This is a genomic window from Maritimimonas sp. 2304DJ26-3 (assembly GCF_056591635.1).
In genome coordinates this window covers 627,088-647,065 of the sequence record NZ_JBWQOK010000001.1, presented here as the reverse complement: position 1 = coordinate 647,065, position 19,978 = coordinate 627,088, and the positions used below count along the sequence as shown (strand labels likewise).

At 32.7% G+C, this 19,978-nt stretch carries 20 protein-coding genes; 17 read left to right on the top strand and 3 right to left on the bottom strand.

Annotated features, from left to right (window positions below; genetic code table 11):
* The first annotated feature begins 32 nt into the window (after positions 1 to 32).
* From moaA to AC1EUV_RS02960, 8 genes are read left to right on the top strand one after another with little or no spacing between them, the layout of a single operon-like run.
* Complete coding sequence (gene moaA, locus AC1EUV_RS02995; protein ID WP_480197177.1) at positions 33 to 1,028, top strand: GTP 3',8-cyclase MoaA; 996 nt, start codon at positions 33 to 35, stop codon at positions 1,026 to 1,028.
* Complete coding sequence (locus AC1EUV_RS02990) at positions 1,028 to 2,266, top strand: molybdopterin molybdotransferase MoeA (protein WP_480197176.1); 1,239 nt, start codon at positions 1,028 to 1,030, stop codon at positions 2,264 to 2,266. The genes moaA and AC1EUV_RS02990 overlap by 1 nt, the downstream gene beginning before the upstream one ends.
* Positions 2,266 to 2,742 (top strand): cyclic pyranopterin monophosphate synthase MoaC, encoded by a 477-nt coding sequence (gene moaC, locus AC1EUV_RS02985; protein WP_480197175.1) that lies wholly within the window; start codon positions 2,266 to 2,268, stop codon positions 2,740 to 2,742. The genes AC1EUV_RS02990 and moaC overlap by 1 nt, the downstream gene beginning before the upstream one ends.
* Positions 2,735 to 3,862, top strand: a complete 1,128-nt coding sequence (locus AC1EUV_RS02980; protein ID WP_480197174.1) for an NTP transferase domain-containing protein — start codon at positions 2,735 to 2,737, stop codon at positions 3,860 to 3,862. Before moaC ends, AC1EUV_RS02980 begins: the two co-directional genes overlap by 8 nt.
* 3 nt (positions 3,863 to 3,865) lie before the next feature.
* Entirely contained in the window at positions 3,866 to 4,702 is an 837-nt protein-coding gene (locus AC1EUV_RS02975; RefSeq protein ID WP_480197173.1) for a DUF1835 domain-containing protein, read from the top strand.
* Positions 4,703 to 5,803 (top strand): HesA/MoeB/ThiF family protein, encoded by a 1,101-nt coding sequence (locus AC1EUV_RS02970; protein WP_480197172.1) that lies wholly within the window; start codon positions 4,703 to 4,705, stop codon positions 5,801 to 5,803.
* Positions 5,803 to 7,572 (top strand): MutS-related protein, encoded by a 1,770-nt coding sequence (locus tag AC1EUV_RS02965; protein ID WP_480197171.1) that lies wholly within the window; start codon positions 5,803 to 5,805, stop codon positions 7,570 to 7,572. The genes AC1EUV_RS02970 and AC1EUV_RS02965 overlap by 1 nt, the downstream gene beginning before the upstream one ends.
* A gap of 11 nt (positions 7,573 to 7,583) precedes the next feature.
* Positions 7,584 to 8,057 carry an SRPBCC family protein gene (locus AC1EUV_RS02960; protein WP_480197170.1) on the top strand — a complete coding sequence of 158 codons (474 nt, stop codon included), beginning with the start codon at positions 7,584 to 7,586 and terminating at the stop codon, positions 8,055 to 8,057.
* Here AC1EUV_RS02960 and AC1EUV_RS02955 read toward each other — a convergent pair.
* Positions 8,054 to 8,479 carry a molybdenum cofactor biosynthesis protein MoaE gene (locus tag AC1EUV_RS02955; protein ID WP_480197169.1) on the bottom strand — a complete coding sequence of 142 codons (426 nt, stop codon included), beginning with the start codon at positions 8,477 to 8,479 and terminating at the stop codon, positions 8,054 to 8,056. The genes AC1EUV_RS02960 and AC1EUV_RS02955 overlap by 4 nt on opposite strands.
* A gap of 66 nt (positions 8,480 to 8,545) precedes the next feature.
* On the opposite strand from AC1EUV_RS02955, the gene AC1EUV_RS02950 reads away from it, so the two are divergent.
* Positions 8,546 to 8,821 carry a DUF3817 domain-containing protein gene (locus tag AC1EUV_RS02950; protein ID WP_480197168.1) on the top strand — a complete coding sequence of 92 codons (276 nt, stop codon included), beginning with the start codon at positions 8,546 to 8,548 and terminating at the stop codon, positions 8,819 to 8,821.
* Here AC1EUV_RS02950 and AC1EUV_RS02945 read toward each other — a convergent pair whose 3' ends face one another.
* On the bottom strand, positions 8,822 to 9,061 hold the full coding sequence (locus AC1EUV_RS02945) for a MoaD/ThiS family protein (protein ID WP_480197167.1): 240 nt from the start codon (positions 9,059 to 9,061) through the stop codon (positions 8,822 to 8,824).
* A 50-nt stretch (positions 9,062 to 9,111) separates the two neighbouring features.
* Here AC1EUV_RS02945 and AC1EUV_RS02940 point away from each other — a divergent pair, with 50 nt between their 5' ends.
* From AC1EUV_RS02940 to AC1EUV_RS02925, 4 genes are all read left to right on the top strand, one after another.
* Positions 9,112 to 10,836 carry a SulP family inorganic anion transporter gene (locus AC1EUV_RS02940; protein WP_480197166.1) on the top strand — a complete coding sequence of 575 codons (1,725 nt, stop codon included), beginning with the start codon at positions 9,112 to 9,114 and terminating at the stop codon, positions 10,834 to 10,836.
* 71 nt (positions 10,837 to 10,907) lie between these two features.
* Positions 10,908 to 12,320 (top strand): MBL fold metallo-hydrolase, encoded by a 1,413-nt coding sequence (locus AC1EUV_RS02935; RefSeq protein WP_480197165.1) that lies wholly within the window; start codon positions 10,908 to 10,910, stop codon positions 12,318 to 12,320.
* A 25-nt stretch (positions 12,321 to 12,345) separates the two neighbouring features.
* On the top strand, positions 12,346 to 12,852 hold the full coding sequence (locus AC1EUV_RS02930) for a DUF6265 family protein (RefSeq protein WP_480197164.1): 507 nt from the start codon (positions 12,346 to 12,348) through the stop codon (positions 12,850 to 12,852).
* Positions 12,849 to 13,283: a rhodanese-like domain-containing protein gene (locus tag AC1EUV_RS02925; RefSeq protein ID WP_480197163.1), complete on the top strand. Its 435-nt coding sequence runs from the start codon at positions 12,849 to 12,851 to the stop codon at positions 13,281 to 13,283. Before AC1EUV_RS02930 ends, AC1EUV_RS02925 begins: the two co-directional genes overlap by 4 nt.
* A 30-nt stretch (positions 13,284 to 13,313) precedes the next feature.
* Here the strand turns inward: AC1EUV_RS02925 and AC1EUV_RS02920 are convergent, their stop codons facing one another.
* Positions 13,314 to 15,446, bottom strand: coding sequence for a TonB-dependent receptor (locus AC1EUV_RS02920; protein ID WP_480197162.1), 2,133 nt, complete (start codon positions 15,444 to 15,446; stop codon positions 13,314 to 13,316).
* 247 nt (positions 15,447 to 15,693) lie between these two features.
* Between AC1EUV_RS02920 and AC1EUV_RS02915 the strand changes: the two genes are divergently transcribed.
* From AC1EUV_RS02915 to AC1EUV_RS02900, 4 genes are read left to right on the top strand one after another with little or no spacing between them, the layout of a single operon-like run.
* Complete coding sequence (locus tag AC1EUV_RS02915) at positions 15,694 to 16,179, top strand: acyl-CoA carboxylase biotin carboxyl carrier protein subunit (protein WP_480197161.1); 486 nt, start codon at positions 15,694 to 15,696, stop codon at positions 16,177 to 16,179.
* A 1-nt stretch (position 16,180) separates the two neighbouring features.
* The gene (accC, locus tag AC1EUV_RS02910; RefSeq protein WP_480197160.1) at positions 16,181 to 17,629 is read left to right on the top strand and encodes an acetyl-CoA carboxylase biotin carboxylase subunit; all 1,449 of its coding nucleotides are present in this window, start codon (positions 16,181 to 16,183) and stop codon (positions 17,627 to 17,629) included.
* Entirely contained in the window at positions 17,619 to 19,160 is a 1,542-nt protein-coding gene (locus AC1EUV_RS02905; protein ID WP_480197159.1) for an acyl-CoA carboxylase subunit beta, read from the top strand. The genes accC and AC1EUV_RS02905 overlap by 11 nt, the downstream gene beginning before the upstream one ends.
* Before the next feature lie 14 nt (positions 19,161 to 19,174).
* The gene (locus tag AC1EUV_RS02900; RefSeq protein ID WP_480197158.1) at positions 19,175 to 19,975 is read left to right on the top strand and encodes a hypothetical protein; all 801 of its coding nucleotides are present in this window, start codon (positions 19,175 to 19,177) and stop codon (positions 19,973 to 19,975) included.
* Positions 19,976 to 19,978: the final 3 nt, after the last annotated feature.

Here is a 19,978-nt window from a genome sequence, read left to right as displayed (position 1 = left end):
CCTAATTTCTTTCGTAACTTGCATCTTCCATTATGAGTGAGTTAAAAGACAAATTTGGTCGGCAAATTTCTTATTTGCGCTTGGCAGTTACTGACCGTTGTAATTTACGCTGTCAGTATTGTATGCCTGCACATGGGATCGATATTGTTGATCGTAAAGACTTACTCTCTTATAAAGAAATGTATCGTATTACGCGTGCATTGAGTGAATTAGGGGTGAATAAAATCCGTTTAACGGGAGGTGAACCTTTTGTACGAAAAGATTTTATCAAGTTCTTAGAAATGTTGTCTTTTAATGACCTTTTAGATGAGATCAATATTACAACTAACGGAGCATTAATTGCGAATCATATTGAGAAATTAGAAGGGCTGAAGATTAAATCAATCAACCTAAGTATAGATAGCTTAGACATGGATAATTTTGCAAAAATTACTCGTCGCGATATTTTCGATGAGGTTTATAAAACACTAGGATTATTGGAGCAAAGTTCAATGAACTTAAAATTGAACATGGTAGTTCAATCAGGTGTTAATACTCACGAAATTGTAGATTTTGTTGAACTTACTAGAGATAAGAATATCGCCGTTCGATTTATTGAAGAAATGCCTTTTAATGGTATCGGTCAGCGTCAAACTAAAGAAGTATGGAATTATAATAGAATCTTAGACAAGATCAAATCTCAAATCAAGAACTTTGAACCTCTAGTTTCTGAAAAATCATCTACTTCTAAGAATTTTAAAGTTAAAGATTATAAAGGGACTTTCGGAATTATCCCGGCTTTTACAAGAACAATTTGTGGAGATTGTAATCGTATTCGAATAACCGCCACAGGGATGTTTAAAAATTGCCTATTTGATGAAGGAGTTTTTAATGTGCGAGATTTTATCCGTAAAGGAGCAAGTAATGAAGATTTAAAAGAACTTTTTTTATCTATAGTGAAGGATAAACCTGAAAATGGTTTTGTTGCCGAAGCAAATAGAAAACAAAACAAAAAAGTTTCTGAAAGTATGTCTACAATTGGAGGCTAATGGAACTTATTTCCTCACAAGAAGCATTAAATATTATTCTAGACAACACGCAAGATTTCGGTGTTGAAGAAGTTCTTTTTTTAGACGCTCAAAATAGAGTTTTAAAAGAAGATGTAGTAGCAGATAGAGACTTCCCTCCATTTAATAGGGTTAGTATGGACGGTATCGCCATTAACTATAACGCTTTTAATGAAAGAAGAAAAATCTTTAAGATTGAAGGAATACAAGCAGCAGGAAGTCCACAATTGACTTTAGAAGATAAAGAAAACTGCCTTGAAGTGATGACTGGCGCAGTACTTCCTGTAAATGCTGACACTGTAATTCGGTATGAAGACATAGCTATAGAAAATGGAATTGCAAGAATTACTATTGATTCAATATCCGAAAAACAGAATGTACATCAACAGGGAAAAGATCGTGAGCAAGACGATATTTTAATTAGAAAGAATACAATAATTTCTTCTGCTGAAATAGGCGTTTTAAGTACAGTTGGTAAAGCCAAAGTAAAAGTTGCTAAACAACCAAAAGTAATGATTATTTCTACTGGTGATGAGTTAGTAGACACGGATGAAATACCATTGCCTCATCAAATTAGAAAAAGTAATGTATTCACTTTGATTTCTTTATTGCAGCGATTACATATTTCAGCTAAATCTGATCATATAAACGATGATAAAGAGATTTTAAAACAAAAAATAGCAAAATATTTAAATGAATATGATGTTTTGTTATTTAGCGGCGCGGTGAGTAAAGGAAAGTTTGATTATTTACCTGAAGTTTTAGATGAACTCGGTGCACAAAAATTATTTCATAAAGTAGCGCAAAGACCAGGTAAACCTTTTTGGTTTGGACGCATAGCGTCTATTGGTTTGAGAGAATGGGATGAAAATAAAACTGATAAAAAAGTTTGTGTCTTTGCCTTTCCAGGAAATCCTGTATCTACATTTGTAGGTTGCTTAAAATATTTCTATCCGTGGTATAAAAAGTCTGTTGGAATTGCTTTTAATGGTTCTAACAAAGCAATACTTGGTGAAAATTTTGAATTTAAGCCATCATTAACATATTTCTTACAAGTAAAATTACAATATAATGATGGATTGAAAGTCGCGAAGCCTGTTATAGGCAATGGTTCAGGAGATTTAGCTAATTTAGTAGACGTTGATGGGTTTTTAGAATTGCCATCTGATAAAACAGAATTTAAAACAGGCGAGGTTTACCCTTTAATAACATTTAGATAATGAGTGATTTTACACATATAACAGATAAAAATCAACCTAAAATGGTGAATGTTGGTGATAAAAAAATCACTAAACGACAAGCAATTGCTAAAGCTGAAATGTTTTTAGGTACTGAAATTATTTCTAGGTTTGAAGACAATGAGTTAACGACCAAAAAAGGGCCTGTTTTTCAAACTGCAATAATAGCTGGAATTCAAGCAGTAAAGAAAACTTCAGATTTAATACCTATGTGTCATCCATTAATGATCAATGGAGTGGATATTGAAATTAATATTTTAGATGACGAAATTATAGAAATCCTTAGTTCAGTAGAAATCGAGGGTAAAACAGGTGTAGAAATGGAAGCTTTAACAGGAGCTTCGGTTACCGCACTTACAATCTATGATATGTGCAAATCTATTTCACATAATATGATTATTAAAGAAGTAAGATTATTGGAGAAAACAGGCGGAAAATCGGATATTAAACATGGATAACATAAAACACTATAAACACGCTAAATTAGAACGCAGAATCAATGATAATTATGCGCCTAACGAAATTGCCATTTTAGGCTCAAAATGCTCAATTATTTCCAATTTTGTTCAAAAAATGAGCAAAAACCTACAAAAAAGGACTAAAATTGGCTATTTAGATGCTTCACACTCTGACACTACTGAAGCTCCAATTTTAGATGAATTCACAGGACATCATTCAGGGAGTTTATCGGTTACAACTCAACATGATTTAAATGAATATAATGAGCGTATTCGTTTTTCGGATTATGATCTACTTTTTATTAACGGTAACCATTATAAAGGTGCTAAACAAATACTCATTTTAGATAATGAGAAAGAAGTATCGGTTAAAAAACGACTAGATCAGTTAGACCGGATTCAATTTGTTGTAAAATTAAATAATGACTCGAACTATTTTGATTTTCTAGTAAAAAAATATCCTACTATAAGAAACTTAAAATCGTATCATATAGATGAGGTTGATGCAATTGCCCAACATATTGATAATTTAATTCAAGAAACTATTGCCCCAATTCAGGGATTGGTTTTAGCTGGAGGAAAAAGTCAGCGCATGGGGCAAGACAAAACCCAAATTAATTATTACGGTAAGTCGCAATTAGCTCATACGATTGAATTGTTAGAAAACAACCTACTCAACACTTATGTTTCATTAGCTAAAGACCAAAATTTAGACGATTACCAAGTAATACAAGATAAGTTTGTAGGATTAGGTGTTTTTGGGGCCATTTGTTCTGCTTTTATGAAAGACCCAAATAAAGCATGGCTGGTACTGGCTACAGATTTACCTTTTATAAATGATGATCTAGTAAAGGAACTCTTAAAGCATCGTAATCCTTCTAAAGCTGCAACGGCTGTTAGAGGAAAATCTAAAGAATTTGTAGAGCCTATTATAACAATATATGAACCTAAATCTTATCCTATTTTACTGAGTTATTTGTCGCAAGGATATTCATGCCCACGCAAAGCATTGATCAATTCTGATGTTGAGATTGTAGAGGTTGATGATAATTTGATCCGTAATGTAAACACTCCTGAAGAATATGAAGCTGCACTTAAAGAAATCGCTCAAAAAGCCTAATCTATGAATGCTGCTGTTCACATTTTAAATGGCGATAGCACTTTGTATCTTTTAGAGAAAAGTAAACTTAATGGTGATCGAATTGTTTGGCGAGAAATGTTATGTGATGGTCCTTTGGTAAAAGATGTTGGAAGTGATGACTTTTGGATGCAACGCTATAATTTTTTTGAAAGAGAATTAAAAGTAGATAAGCTTGAATATTATGACAAAACAATCAAAGAACTCGTTGGTATTGAGGATTTATCAAATTATAAAGAAGTTGTTCTTTGGTTTGAATACGATCTTTTTTGCCAAGTCAATTTAATGGCTTTATGTTCGTATTTATTGAAGTATTATAGAAAAGATATTTCATATTACTTGATCTGCGTTGGCAGAGAAAAAGGAGGAGATGGCTGGCAAACTTTAGCAGATTACTCACCTAATAATGGATTCCGAAATTTGTATGAAAATAAAGTAAAGCTTTCGCGGAATGATCTCTTATTTGTTAATGAATGCTGGAATCTTTACGTTGAAGGTGTCAAAGAAGATTTAGAGGCTTTTAATTTTAAGAAAAATCACAAATTCAAATATTTAGATATAGCTATTAAGCAACATTTAAAGAATTTAGAGAGAACTAATGGATTGGATTCAATTGCCTATAATGCATTAAGAATAATTCAGAACGGCAAACATGATAAGAAATGTATCATTAGAGAACTCTTACATTGGCAAAGGAGTGAAACAGTAAATGGGTTTGGTGACTTACAATATGCAGTGCGATTAAATGATTTGAAAGATTATTATGATATAAAGGAGAATGTATATTTTTTAAATAAAAAAGGAAAAGAAGTATTGGCATAGATGAAGAAGATTACAAAAGAAGAGCTATATCTAAGACAAACCACTTTGCAAGAAATCGGCAAAGAAGGTCAGCGAAAACTACTAGAGACTAAAGTTTTGGTGGTTGGTTGTGGTGGACTGGGAAATGCAGCGGTAGTTTACTTGGCAGCAAGTGGAATAGGGTACTTACATTTAGTAGATTTTGATGAGGTCTCTGAGTCAAATTTACACCGTCAGGTATTCTACAAAACAGAAGATATTGGTAAGTTGAAAATAGAAGTGTTAGCAGCTCATATAAACACAATTTCTCCTTTTGTAAAAGTTAGCACTAGCAAAAAACCTGTTTCTAAAAAGAACGTATTCAATTTAATTGCTAAGGCTGATTATGTGCTAGATTGTACAGATAGTTTACCCATTAAATACTTGCTCAATGATGCTTGTGTGTTAAAAGCGAAACCATTGATTTATGGTTCTCTCTATAAGTTTGACGGTTATGTTTCCAGTTTTAATATTAAGATTGCTAAAACAGCCTATGGCTGCAATTTGAGAGATGCTTTTCCGGAGATGTCAAAGCAACAAGTACCCAATTGTTCTGAGGTTGGTACATTAAATACTATTGTTGGAATTATTGGTTTAATGCAGGCCAATGAAGTTTTAAAATTAGTCACTGGTATAGGTAAAGCGTTAGCGAATGAATTATTGATCTACAATAGTTTAGAGAGCTCTCAGTTTAAAATGAAACTTAAAAAATCCTTCAGTAAGGAGAAAATAGAAGAGCTGTTTAAAACAGAAACATACCACGATCCTAATTGTGAACTTCAAGAAGAATCGTTATTAATTTCCGCGAAAGCGTTACGGCAAAAATTACTACATGGCGAAGCATCTAGAAATCTAAATATAATATCTGTTATAGAAGATAAAAACACCAAGTTACCTTTTCAGGTTCATCAAAAAACACCATTATCAATATTAAATATTGAGCAACAAAATTTTGCAAATGATAATGAATATGTGATTGTTTGCAACAAAGGTATTTCGAGTTATATTGCCACACAACGAATAAAAGCAAAGCACCCTCACCTAAATGTGTTGAGCCTTAAGGGCGGAATTACTAATTACTAATGCAGCATCCAAAAGAATTTTATAATACAGAAAAACAGAAATTCACAAACGAATTAACTGTTTTAAAGAATCAATTAACGACTTCAAGCTCATTGCGATTACTGGTATTTTTACTTACAGGTTTCGGAACCTATTTCTTTTTTGGGAATTATACCGCAATGGGTTTAGTAGCTTTGGCGGGAATTTCAATTTTTGTGTATTTATTATTGCGCCACACAGATTTACAATACAAAAGAGATTTAACAACAGAATTAGTTAAGATCAATCAAGTTGAAATTGATGCTTTAGCTGGAAATTATTTAAAGTTAGATGAAGGCAGAGAATTTATTGATCCAACACACTTTTATAGTTATGATATAGACCTTTTTGGTAGAGGATCTTTCTTTCAATATACCAATAGAACCACTATCGATGAAGGCAGAAAGAGATTAGCTTTATTATTAACTTCAAACAATATTTCAGAAATTGAAGAAAAACAAGAAGCGATTAAAGAGTTATCTGCAATGCCAAAATGGAGGCAGCAATTCTCTGCAATTGCACGTTTGGTAAAAGTGCAGCATTCTGCGAAATCGATAACGTCATGGATGACAAATTACAAAGCTATTTTTCCGTCATTTATTACGTATTTAGCATTAGTATTCTCTATTATTTCTATAACCTTAATTACGTTATTAAGTTTTAGTCTACTTCCTTTTTCGGTAGTACTTATTTGGTTTTTTATAGGTTTAGGGGTTTCAGGAATGTATCTTAAAAGAGTAAACACTATTTACCAAGAAGCAGATAAGGCAAAAGATACTTTTAAGCAATACCACAAATTATTAAATGAAATAGAATCTGAAACATTCTCGGCATCACTTTTACAGCAAAAACAAGATGAAATTAAGACCGAAAAGTTAAAATCTTCAGTAATTTTTGCAAAATTCTCTAAGGTATTGGATGCTTTAGATCAACGAAATAATGTAATTATTGCCATATTAGGGAATGCCTTTTTTTTAAGAGATACTCATGAAGCTTTTAAAGTAGAGAAATGGATTTTACAATATGCACCTAAAGTGGAAAGTTGGTTTGAAGTGATTGCTTTTTTTGATGCACAAAATTCATTAGCGAACTTTGCTTTTAATCACCCAGAATATGTTTCTCCGGCAATCAATAGTGATTCTGATGTTATTAAGGCAGAACAATTTGGGCACCCACTATTGAGAAGAGAACATAGAATAAATAATGATTTCAAGATTGAAAATCAGCAATTTTTTATTATTACAGGTGCGAATATGGCTGGCAAGAGTACTTTTTTACGGACAGTTTCTTTGGGGATTTTAATGGCAAATATTGGTTTACCTGTTTGTGCAAAATCTTTCAACTATTCACCAATTAAATTGATAACTAGTATGAGAACTTCAGACTCGTTAGCTGATGATGAATCCTATTTCTTTTCAGAGTTAAAACGTTTAAAGTTTATAGTGGAAGAAATTAAAAATGAAAACTATTTTATCATTCTAGATGAAATATTAAAAGGCACCAATAGTACCGATAAAGCCATTGGTTCTAAAAAGTTTGTACAAAAATTGGTTGCCTCTAACTCTACAGGAATTATTGCCACACACGACCTAAGTTTATGCGAAATAGAAAAAGAATTAATAGAAGTAGAAAACTATTATTTTGACGCTGAAATCATTAACGACGAACTCTATTTTGATTATAAATTAAAAGATGGCATTTGCCAGAATATGAATGCTTCATTTTTGTTAAAGAAGATGGAGATAGTTTAAAATTAAAAGTAATGCCAATAATAAAACTTGAAACAGAAATAAATGCTCCTATTAATCGTGTTTTTGATTTGGCTAGAAGTGTTGATTTGCATAAGAACTCTACAACTGGGACAAATGAAGAAGTTGTAGCAGGAAGAACTACTGGTTTAATAGAGTTAGGAGATACAGTTACTTGGAGAGCAAGACATTTAGGGATCTATCAAGAACTGACAGTAAAACTTACTGAATTTAATAAGCCAGCTATGTTTAGTGATAGAATGCTAAAAGGTGCTTTTAAATCAATGCAACATGTCCATAGATTTAAGGAACAAAGGAATAAAACTGTTATGATAGATGAATTTGAATATTATTCCCCTTTTGGTGTTCTAGGCAAAATAGTTGATAAATTATTTCTACAAAATTATATGACAAAATTTTTGAAGAATAAAAACAAAGAATTAAAGAAAGTGGCAGAAAGCGATGATTGGACAAAATATATTAATTAAGGTGTAGCATTTACCCACACTTCACCGTCTATAAAATGCTCTTTTTTCCAGATGGGTACAGTTTCTTTTAAGTTGTCAATAGCAAATTGGCAAGCAGCAAAAGCAGCTTTTCTGTGAGGAGCAGAAACGGAAATAATTACGGGTATATCACCAATATTGAGTTTTCCTTCAGCATGATGAATAGTAATCTTTAAAATATCAAAATCGGCTAAAGCTTTATCAGCTATTTTCTGCATTTCTTTTAAAGCCATAGCTTGGTAAGTAGAGAAATCGAGTAAAGTTACTTCTTTATTCTGCGTTAAGTTTCTAACCGTACCTACAAACAAGGCAATGCCGCCACATGAAGCATCTCTTACAAAATCATAGCATTCTTGTATATTAAGTGCTTTCGTTATAATTTTTACCGAACTATTTTCAGTCATTTTTTAACAGATTCTATTACAAAGTTAGCGAATCGGGTTGTACTTTTGCAGTCATATTTTTTGATTATGAAAAATACATTTAGAGTTATAAGTATTTTAGAAGGACTATCATATATTTTGTTGCTATTTATTGCAACGCCAATTAAATATATCGGTGGTGATGAAACCTATGTTAAATTACTTGGAATGCCACATGGTTTATTATTTATAACTTATATAGTTTTAGCGTATTTAATAAAAGATAAAATGCAATGGGATACTAAAACATTTATGTGGGTGTTAGCAGCTTCTATTATTCCTTTTGGTACTTTTTATATTGATAAAAAGTATTTAAGAGTTTAATTAACCTCCACTCACGGGAGGTATTAAAGCAACAATATCATTGTCTTTTAGCATCTGATTTTCTTCCGCGTAAGCTTCATTAACAGCGACCGAAAAACTATAGGCGTCTAACTCTTTATATTGCTGAATAAGTTGTTGTTTTAAATCAAAAACCGAAATACTTTCCGAAACATCTAAATCATTTGCACTTTTACCAATAATATCTCGTGTAATACCAAAAAATAACACTTGTATCTTCATAAGTCAAAGTTATTAAAATCTGCTACATTTGTTAGATAATAACTAACCGATTGAAAAAATACATACCAATACTAGATTGGCTCCCTAATTATTCTTTTTCTTTTTTAAAAGGTGATCTTATAGCTGGTTTAACGGTTGGTATTATTTTAATCCCCCAAGGAATTGCCTATGCATTAATTGCAGGTTTACCTCCAATTTATGGATTATATACAGCATTGATTCCGCAAGTAATGTATGCCATTTTTGGTACATCTAGGCAATTAGCAACGGGCCCAATTGCAATAGATTCTTTAATTATCGCAGCAGGAGTTTCTGCTATTGCATCGGTAAATCCGGAAAATTATATCGTAGTTGTTTTGGCTTTAACCTTAATAACCGGATGTATTCAGGTAATTGTGGGTGTTTTTAAGCTAGGATTCATTGTTAACTTTCTTTCAAAACCCGTTTTAACAGGATTTGTAACTGCGGCAGCTTTAATTATTGGATTTAACCAGTTTAAAGGATTATTGAAGATAAATATAGAACGTAGTAATAGAATCCAAAATTTGATCTACGATATTTTTAACAGCTTATCTACGATTCACTTAAAGAGCCTATTGATTGGAGGTATATCTATTTTAATAGTATATAGTTTAAGAAAAGTAAATAGACGAATACCTGGACCATTAATTGTAGTAGTTTTAGGTATTCTATTGGTGAGCTCTTTTAAAGAGTATTTTGGTGGTGTAGAAATTGTTAGAGAGATACCGAAGGGATTACCTGCTTTTGAGATTCCTAAATTAAATTACGATCTGTTTTATAAATTAATCCCTTTAGCCCTTACACTTTCTTTTACAGGATTTTTACAAGCAATTTCAATTGCTAAAGCAATAGATGAGGATTATGCTAATCCTAAATTAAATGCCAATCAAGAATTAATAGCATTAGGGATGAGTAATATTGTTGGATCGATGATAAACTCTTATACATCTTCAGGAAGTTTTGCCAGATCTGCACTGAATAAAGAAATAGGTGCCAAAACACCAATGGCAAATGCTTTTGCTGCTTTATTTGTGGCTTTTACATTGTTATTTTTAACGCCGGTATTTTATTATTTACCCAATACAGTTTTAGCCTCAATTATTATTGTCGCTGTTTTTAGCTTAATAAAGATAGACGATATTAAATTCCTTTGGAAAACAAATAAAAAAGATTTTTTAATGATGTTGGTAACATTTATAGTTACGCTAACCATAGGTGTTAAAGAAGGAATAATGGTTGGTGTTTTAGTGTCTATTTTTGCAGTAATTTTTGACTCATCTATGCCACATATGGCTGTGTTAGGCAAAGTGCCTGGCACAACACATTTTTACAGAAACATCTCTAGATTTGATGATGTAGAAGAGCATCCTGAGATACTAATAGTTCGGTTTGATGCTCGTTTATATTTTGCCAATGCGAACTATTTTAAAGAAAAGATAGACGAATTTGCCAATGCTAAAGGAGACGGGTTAAAAGCGATTATTATTGATGCTGAGGTTATTAATAATATTGATAGCACTGGCGCTTCCACGTTGAGTGAGTTAACAGATAAGTATAAAGATAAAGATGTTGAAGTTTATATCACAAGTGTTAAAGGCCCAGTAAGAGATGCTTTGGCTAAAAGTGATTTGATCGAAAAAATTGGAGCTAAAAACTTCTTTATGAGTATTCAAGAGGGTGTTGATTACTATTATAAAAAAGAAAAGAAAGAAAGAAAGTACAGCAAATATGTCAATCAAGTCAATCTTGATTAACAGTATTTTATGACAAAAATCAGATTTACAACTAGAAATAGTCATTAAATTTGTAGCATAAAGAAAAGATTATGAATATAGAACAGATATATACAGGGTGCTTAGCTCAAGGGGCATATTATATAGAAAGTAATGGCGAAGTGGCAATTGTTGATCCTTTACGAGAAGTAGAGCCATATATAAAGAGAGCTCAAAAAGATAACGCGAAGATCAAATATATTTTCGAAACGCATTTTCATGCAGATTTTGTAAGTGGTCATGTAACTTTAGCGGAAAAAACTGGAGCAAAGATTGTTTATGGACCAACAGCTCAAACATCTTTTAACTCGCATATTGCCAAGGATGATGAGGTTTTTCAGATAGGTGATATAACAATTACTGCATTACATACTCCTGGTCATACTATGGAGAGTACTACTTATTTGTTAAAAGATAAGAGTGGAAAAGATCACGCTATTTTTAGTGGAGACACTTTGTTTTTAGGTGATGTAGGTCGGCCAGATTTAGCCCAGAAAGCTGCAGATATGACTCAAGAAGACCTTGCAGGCATTTTATATGAAAGTTTAAGAAGTAAAATTATGCCTTTGGCAGATGATGTAATTGTGTACCCTGCTCATGGAGCGGGTTCTGCATGTGGTAAGAATTTAAGTAAAGAAACAGTTGGTACAATTGGTAATCAGAAGCAAACTAATTATGCTTTGAGAGCTGATATGACAAAGGAAGAATTTGTAAAAGAAGTGACAGATGGTTTGTTACCACCACCGCAATATTTCCCGTTAAATGTAAAGCTAAATAAAGAAGGCTATGAAAGTATTGACAAAATTCTTGATAAGGGAGCAAAGCCTTTAAACCCCGATGAGTTCGAGAGATTAGCTAACGAAACTGACGCTTTAGTGTTAGATGTTCGTCATCAATCAGAATTTATAAAAGGATTCATTCCTCGTTCTATTTTTATTGGAATTGATGGTGGATTTGCACCATGGGTAGGTGCTTTAATTATGGATATTGAACAGCCTATTTTGCTAGTAGCACCAGAAGGGAGAGAAGAAGAAACAATTACAAGATTATCTCGTGTTGGTTTCGACAATACAATTGGATACTTAAAAGGAAACTTTACTTCTTGGAAAGGCTCAGGCAAAGAAATTGATTCGTTGGAATCTATTTCTGCAGCTGAATTAGAAACTAGAATTAATGAACAGAATGCTTTGGTTTATGATGTTCGCAAACCAGGAGAATATCAAAGTGAACATATAGAAGGTGTATCGAATACGCCTTTAGACTTTATCAACCAGCATGTTTCTGATTTTCCAACGGATAGAGAATTTCATGTGCACTGCGCAGGAGGTTATCGCTCTGTAATTGCGGCTTCTATTTTAAAAGCAAGAGGGTTTCACAAAGTGGTAGATGTAGCGGGTGGTTATGGAGCAATAAAAAATACTGGTATTAAGAAAACAGACTATGTTTGTCCAACTACCTTGAAGTAAATCGTCTTTAAGTAAAGATTATATTATGAAGCACCTTTATTTACTTTTCGGATTTCTATTAGCATTCAATTTAAATGCACAGAAGCAAGTTACAGACCATATTTTTAGTTTAGATAGTTTATCAACTGCTCCAAAGGCTAAATTGGCTGATGTAGTTTGGATAGCAGGTAATTGGAAAGGTGAAGCGTTTGGCGGTATTACAGAAGAAAATTGGAGTAAACCATCAGGTGATTCTATGATGGCTGCCTTTAAATTGATTAACAATGGTAAAGTATCTTTCTATGAAATAGAAATCATCCGACAAGTAAAAGAATCTTTAATTCTTCAGTTAAAACATTTTCATGGAGATTTAAAAGGTTGGGAAACCAAGGATGAAACAGTTGATTTTCCTTTAGTAAAAATTACAGATAAAACAGTTTATTTTGATGGAATGACCTTTGAAAAAATCAGCGATAATGAAATGAATGTTTATGTGTTGATGAAACAAAAGGATGGTACTTCTAAAGAATTAAAATTCAATTATCAAAAATGAAATTTCTAAAATTGTTATTGGTTTTAACTATTCTTTTTTCTTTATCATGTAAAGAAGAAAAAAACGGTTCAGTTGAAGTAAAACAATCGGAAGCTAAACAAACAAAAGGTGAAGATATAAAGCTAGTAGCAACAGGTTTTAAATCTGCTATTAAAAATAAAGAAGTTCAGTTAATTGATGTTCGTCGTCCAGAAGAATTTGCTGATGGTCATCTAAAAAATGCTAAGAATATTAATTTTTATGAAGATAGCTTCATAAGCTTAATAACTCAAGAACTAGATAAATCTAAACCAGTTTATTTGTACTGTAGAAGTGGTGGAAGAAGTGGAAAAGCTGCTGCTAAACTAAGTTCACAAGGCTATACAGTTTATGACCTTAAAGGAGGAATTTTAAATTGGGAATCAAACAATTTTGAAATTGTAAAAAAATAAAAAAACGAGGAATTTTCCTCGTTTTTTATTTTAGAATCTTAGTGTCGCTCCTACTAAAAAATTTGTGGTAGCTTGCGGATAGAACCCTGTAAAATGCCCTGTTGTTGTACCAGAAGGGCTGTTAACATCAGGAAAATCAAAAGAACCGAAATATCCGTTAGAAACATATTCTTTATTAAATATATTATTTACTAAAGCGGATAATATTATTGACTTAAAGATCTTATTTGGCTTAATTTCATATATGGCATTTAAGTCATTAATAAAATAACTTTCTAGTTTAGAACTTTCTTCATCGATATTACCCATATATTGTTCACCAACATACTTTGATAAGAAACTAAATTGTAAATTTTTTATTGGTTGATAAGTTAAAGCATTTCCTGCTATTAAACTTGGTGAAAATGAAATATACGTATTTCCTACATTTTGTAAAACACCATCCTTTAGTGTAACAAAATCTTGATTTTTATTATCACTGATTGCAATATTTGGGCTAATAGATAATTGATTAGATATTCTTATTTGTGCATCAATTTCTAATCCTAGACGATAACTTTTATCACTATTTGCTCTTACTCTTGCTCCTACATCGTCAATAGCACCCGTCAAAACCAATTGATCTTTATAGGCCATGTAATAGACATTGGTGTTTAGTTGAATGTTTTTATTTTTTAACCTCCAACCTAATTCAAAATCATTTAATTTTTCAGGTTTAACAGCTGTATTGTCTTCAAAATCATCACGATTAGGTTCTCTTTGTGCTCTAGCATAAGAAGCGTAAATACTATTATTTGCGTTTAAAATATACGTAAAACCTAGCTTAGGGTTAAAGAAACTAAAATTTTCATCAACATTTATTGGCTCTCTATCTGAAGTTAACCCGTCTGTTTCATAGTTTACAAAACGACCTTGTAAATCTAAAAATCCAATTAACTTTTCATTGAAATTATAAGTTGCTTTAGAGAAAATACTAAAATCAATTTTCTTGGCATCACTAAAATAATATCGATCTCTAATATTTGTGTTTGAAGATAAATCACTTCCCCAAATTACTTCCCCAAAGTGATCACCAGTATAATTACTATAAGATAATCCAGTAATAAAATCTATTTTCTCGTTTTTAAAGTTCACATTAAAATTAGCAACATAAAAATCATTATCAAGCCATCTTCTAACAATAACATCACTATTATCTTCAATTAGATTGGCAAAATCAGCTGCTGACTCTTCTTCTTTAAATTGCTCAAAGAAACCCTCTCCTTTAGTATAGTTTAACCCAATATTTGTGGACCAACTATCACTTAGTCTTTCATTCCAATGAAATTGATAGTGATTTTGCTCATAATTATCAGTTTCATTTTCATAAGTATAAGGGTTTTGCCTACGATCTTCTTCTAACTGCTCAGCCGTTAAACCAAACCAAGCTTGATAGGTTTTTTCCTTTCCACCAAAAGTCAAAGCTTTAATTAAGGTGTTATCATCAATATAAGAAGCCTGTAAAAAATATGATTTTAAATCTGTAAATGCTCTATCAATATATCCATCAGAATAAATATTAGATAAACGACCAACAACTTCAATATTATCATTAATTAACCCCGTGCTTAGTTTTACAGTATGTTTTCTAGTTGCATAAGAACCGAACGAATTTGAAATTTCTGCGAAAGCAGTATCAGAAATAGCGTCGGTTAATAAATTCAAGCTTGCACCAAAAGCGCCAGAACCGTTGGTAGATGTACCTACGCCACGCTGTAATTGTAAACTTTGAGTTGAAGAAGCAAAATCGCCAAGGTTTACCCAAAAAGTCCCTTGACTTTCTGCATCGTTATAAGGTATACCATTTAAGGTGACGTTAATTCTAGTTGCATCAGAACCCCTAACTCTTAAATAAGTGTAACCTATACCAGCCCCAGCATCAGAAGAGCTAACAACCGATGGTAAATAATTCAATAACATAGGGATATCCTGCCCTAAATTACGTTTAGCAATTTCCTTTTTAGTGAGATTAGAATGTGTTACAGGTGCATTCGCTTTTACACGCACAGCTTTAACCAGAACTTCATCTAGTTTTTCAACTTTAGTTGTGTCTTGTTTTTTCTCTTGAGCGTAGATACTGACCGAAAGTATCAGTAATGTCAAGAATAGAAATAAATTTTTCATCGATTAAAATTTTAACCGAATAAAAAGAGGTAATTATTCTTAATTAATAATTTGTTTTATTTAATGAAGCTAGGCTTCATTTTATTCACTTTCCTAAACAGCATTATCTGTTCTAGGTTCAATGGGTATGATCTCAGCCGATTATAGGCACCCCTTTATGAGAACAGTGCAAAATTACTAGCTATTTTTTAATTAGCAATGCCTAGTTTAAATTATTATTTTAGCCATTCTAATTACAAAATTCTTTATGAGTCGATCATTTAAAGTAAAGGTCAATGAATCGTATGATTTTGATTTTTCTGATGAAGAAATTAAAAGCTTAGATTACTTTCAAAAAAACAAAAACGATTATCATATTTTAAAGGATAATCAATCTTTCGATACTAAAATAATATCACCTGATTTTAATCAAAAAAAATATTCCGTTCAGGTTAATGGAAATAGTTACGAAGTAGCTATTTCTAACGAATTAGATATGTTAATTACAGAGTTAGGATTAGAAGCATCTTCAGTTAAAAAGGCAAACGATTTAAAAGCCCCAATGCCAGGATTAATAGTTTCTGTAGATATTAAAGAAGGACAAGAAGTGAAAGAAGGCGATGGTATTTTAGTATTAGAAGCTATGAAAATGGAAAACACCTTAGTGGCTCCCAAGGATGGTATTGTAAAATCAATTACAATTAAAGCAGGAGACAAGGTTGAAAAAAATGAACTATTAATCGAAATGGAATAAGATGAAGAAGATATTAGTAGCAAATAGAGGTGAAATTGCGCTACGAGTTATGCGCACAGCAAAAAAAATGGGAATTAAAACAGTAGCTGTTTTTTCTGAAGCTGATAGAAATACACCGCATGTTCGTTTTGCAGATGAGGCAGTGTGTATAGGTCCTGCTCCTTCAAACCAATCTTATTTATTGGGTGATAAAATTATTGAAGTAGCAAAATCTTTAAATGTTGAAGGGATACATCCGGGATATGGATTCTTAAGTGAAAATTCAGATTTTGCTGAAGCAGTTGAAAAATCAGGAATCATATTTATAGGCCCAAAGTCAAAAGCCATTAAGGTAATGGGAAGCAAATTAGCAGCTAAAGACGCTGTTAAAGATTATGATATTCCAATGGTACCTGGAATTGATGAAGCGGTTACCGATGTCAGATATGCTGAAAAAATAGCCAAAGAAATAGGATACCCAATTTTAATAAAAGCTTCTGCTGGTGGTGGTGGAAAAGGAATGCGAGTTGTAGAAAAGGAAGAAGATATCACCGAACAAATGAAACGGGCCATTTCTGAGGCAGAATCCGCTTTTGGAGACGGCTCTGTATTTATTGAAAAATATGTCGGTTCACCACGTCATATTGAAATTCAGGTATTGGCAGATAGTCATGGAAACACAGTTCATTTATTTGAACGTGAATGTAGTGTGCAACGCCGTCATCAAAAAGTGGTTGAAGAAGCTCCTTCGAGTGTGTTGACTCCAGAAATCCGTGAAAAAATGGGTGAAGCCGCTGTAAAAGTGTCAAAAGCATGTGATTATTTAGGTGCAGGTACTGTAGAGTTTTTATTGGATGAAAATAAGAACTTCTATTTCCTCGAAATGAATACGCGTTTGCAGGTAGAGCATCCTGTAACCGAACTGATCACTGGTCTTGACCTTGTTGAAGAACAAATTAAGATTGCAAGAGGTGAGAGACTATCCTTTAAACAAGAAGATTTAGATATTAATGGTCATGCTTTAGAATTACGCGTGTATGCTGAAGATACATTGAATAATTTTCTGCCAAGTATTGGAACTCTAGAAGTATATAATCCACCGAAAGGTGAAAATATTCGTGTTGATGATGGTTTTGAAGAAGGTATGGAAATACCTATTTATTACGACCCTATGATTTCCAAACTCATAACTTATGGAAAAACACGTAATGAAGCGATTGAATTAATGAAAGATGCCATAGCTAATTATAAAGTAATAGGAATTCAAACAACATTGCCTTTTGGAAAGTTCGTCTGTGAACATGAAGCCTTTACTTCAGGAAATTTTGACACACATTTTGTAAAGAAATACTATTCAAAAGAATTATTAGAAGAGACCTATAAAACAGAAGCTGAAATAGCCGCAAAAATAGCTTTGAAAATGTATTTGGAAGAACAGCAAACCTTAAAAGTACCAACTCGTGAAATCTAAAATAGATAAACTACAAGATAAAATTGCTAAGGCAAAATTAGGTGGAGGAGAAAAGCGAATCGAGCGTCAACACCAAAAAGGAAAATTAACAGCTCGTGAACGTATCGACTATTTATTAGATGAAGGTTCTTTTGAAGAAGTTGGTATTTTAGTGACGCACCGTACCACTGATTTTGGTATGGATAAACAACAGTTTTATGGCGATGGTGTAGTTACGGGTTACGGAACCATTGATGAAAGGTTGGTCTATATTTTCGCTCAAGATTTTACCGTTTTTGGAGGGTCATTATCAGAAACGCATGCTGAAAAGATTTGTAAAATTATGGACTTGGCCGTAAAAGTGGGCGCTCCATTAATTGGCTTAAATGATTCAGGTGGAGCACGTATTCAAGAAGGTGTTCGCTCTTTAGGAGGCTATGCCGATATTTTCTATAGAAATGTACAGGCTTCGGGGGTGATTCCGCAAATATCTGCTATTATGGGGCCTTGTGCAGGCGGTGCTGTGTATTCTCCGGCAATGACCGACTTTACTGTAATGGTAGAGAATTCTAGTTATATGTTTGTTACTGGTCCAAATGTGGTTAAAACAGTAACAAATGAAGAAGTAACCTCAGAAGAATTAGGTGGAGCTTCTACGCACGCAACTAAATCTGGGGTAACACATTTGACCTCAGAAAATGATGTACAATGCTTAGAAGATATAAAGACATTGTTGAGTTTTATGCCTCAAAATAATCAAGAAACGGCTAAACAGCTATCATTTGATTTAGGGGATGAGTATCGTGAGGAGTTGTCTGCTGTTGTTCCTGAAAATGCCAATAAGCCGTACGATATGCGTGTGGTAATAAATGGTATAGCGGACACTGATTCTTTCTTCGAAATTCATAAAGACTACGCCGAAAATATTGTAGTTGGCTTTGCGAGACTGGCAGGAAGAAGTATTGGTATAGTTGCCAATCAACCAATGAGTTTGGCGGGATGTTTAGATGTGAATAGTTCTAAAAAAGCAGCTCGGTTTACCCGTTTTTGCGATTGCTTTAATATTCCACTGTTAGTATTGGTAGATGTACCAGGATTTTTACCAGGAACAGATCAAGAATGGAATGCTATTATCACCAATGGAGCTAAATTATTATATGCATTGAGTGAAGCTACGGTGCCTAGAGTGAGTGTAATTACACGTAAAGCGTATGGAGGAGCTTATGACGTAATGAATTCAAAGCATATAGGGTCTGACATGAATTTTGCTTGGCCATCTGCTGAAATTGCTGTAATGGGAGCGAAGGGAGCCAGTGAAATTATCTTTAAAAAAGAAATCGCAGAAGCGGAAGATCATGAAGCTAAATTGGCTGAAAAAGAAGCTGAATATGCTGAAAAGTTTGCAAATCCATATCGCGCAGCACAACGAGGATTTATTGATGAGGTTATTTTACCTGAGGAAACTCGTAGAAAATTGATCAAAGCTTTTGCAATGCTCGAAGGAAAAAAAGTAGATCGCCCTAAGCGTAAGCACGGAAATATTCCACTTTAGATTTATTTGATATTATGAAACGAATCCAACTATTTGAATTCGAAGATTTTTCTTGGTTTCCAAATTGGATACGCTCTAGTATGACAAATCTTATTGCTGTACTCCATAAAATAATGGGCACCAAAGAAGTGTTGGCAGGATTACTACTTAAAATCAAAGAGATGTATTCTTTTGATTGGGTAGTAGATATTGGTTCAGGCTCAGGAGGTATTATGCCAGAGGTAATTCAGCATTTGAATAAGGAGAATAACAAGCCTATCTCTTTAATATTAACAGATTTATACCCTAACAAAGAGTATATAAATCATATTAATAATCAACAGCTCAATCATATTGCCTATCAAGAAGAATCACTTGACGCGACTAATTTTAGCCAAGCACAAGCAGGATTAAAAACGATGATGAATAGTTTTCATCACATGCCTCCAGATAAAGCGAAGCAAATTTTAAAATCGGCTCAAGAAAACAGACAGCCTTTACTAATCTATGAAATTGCAGAAAATAAGATGCCGTTGTTATTATGGTGGTTATTATTACCAATTTCACTAGTAATTCTCTTTGTAATGGTGTTATTTATGACACCATTTTGCAAGCCATTATCTTTAAAGCAAATTATATTTACTTATTTGATACCGATCATCCCTATTTTTTATGCTTGGGATGGGCAAGCATCGATGCCAAGAATGTATACTTTTGATGATATAAATGAATTGTTAGATGACATACAAGATGATTCTTATACTTGGCAAATGGAAGCAGCTACGAAAACTAACGGTAAGAAGTTAGGATATTATATTTTAGGATTACCCAAATAAAAT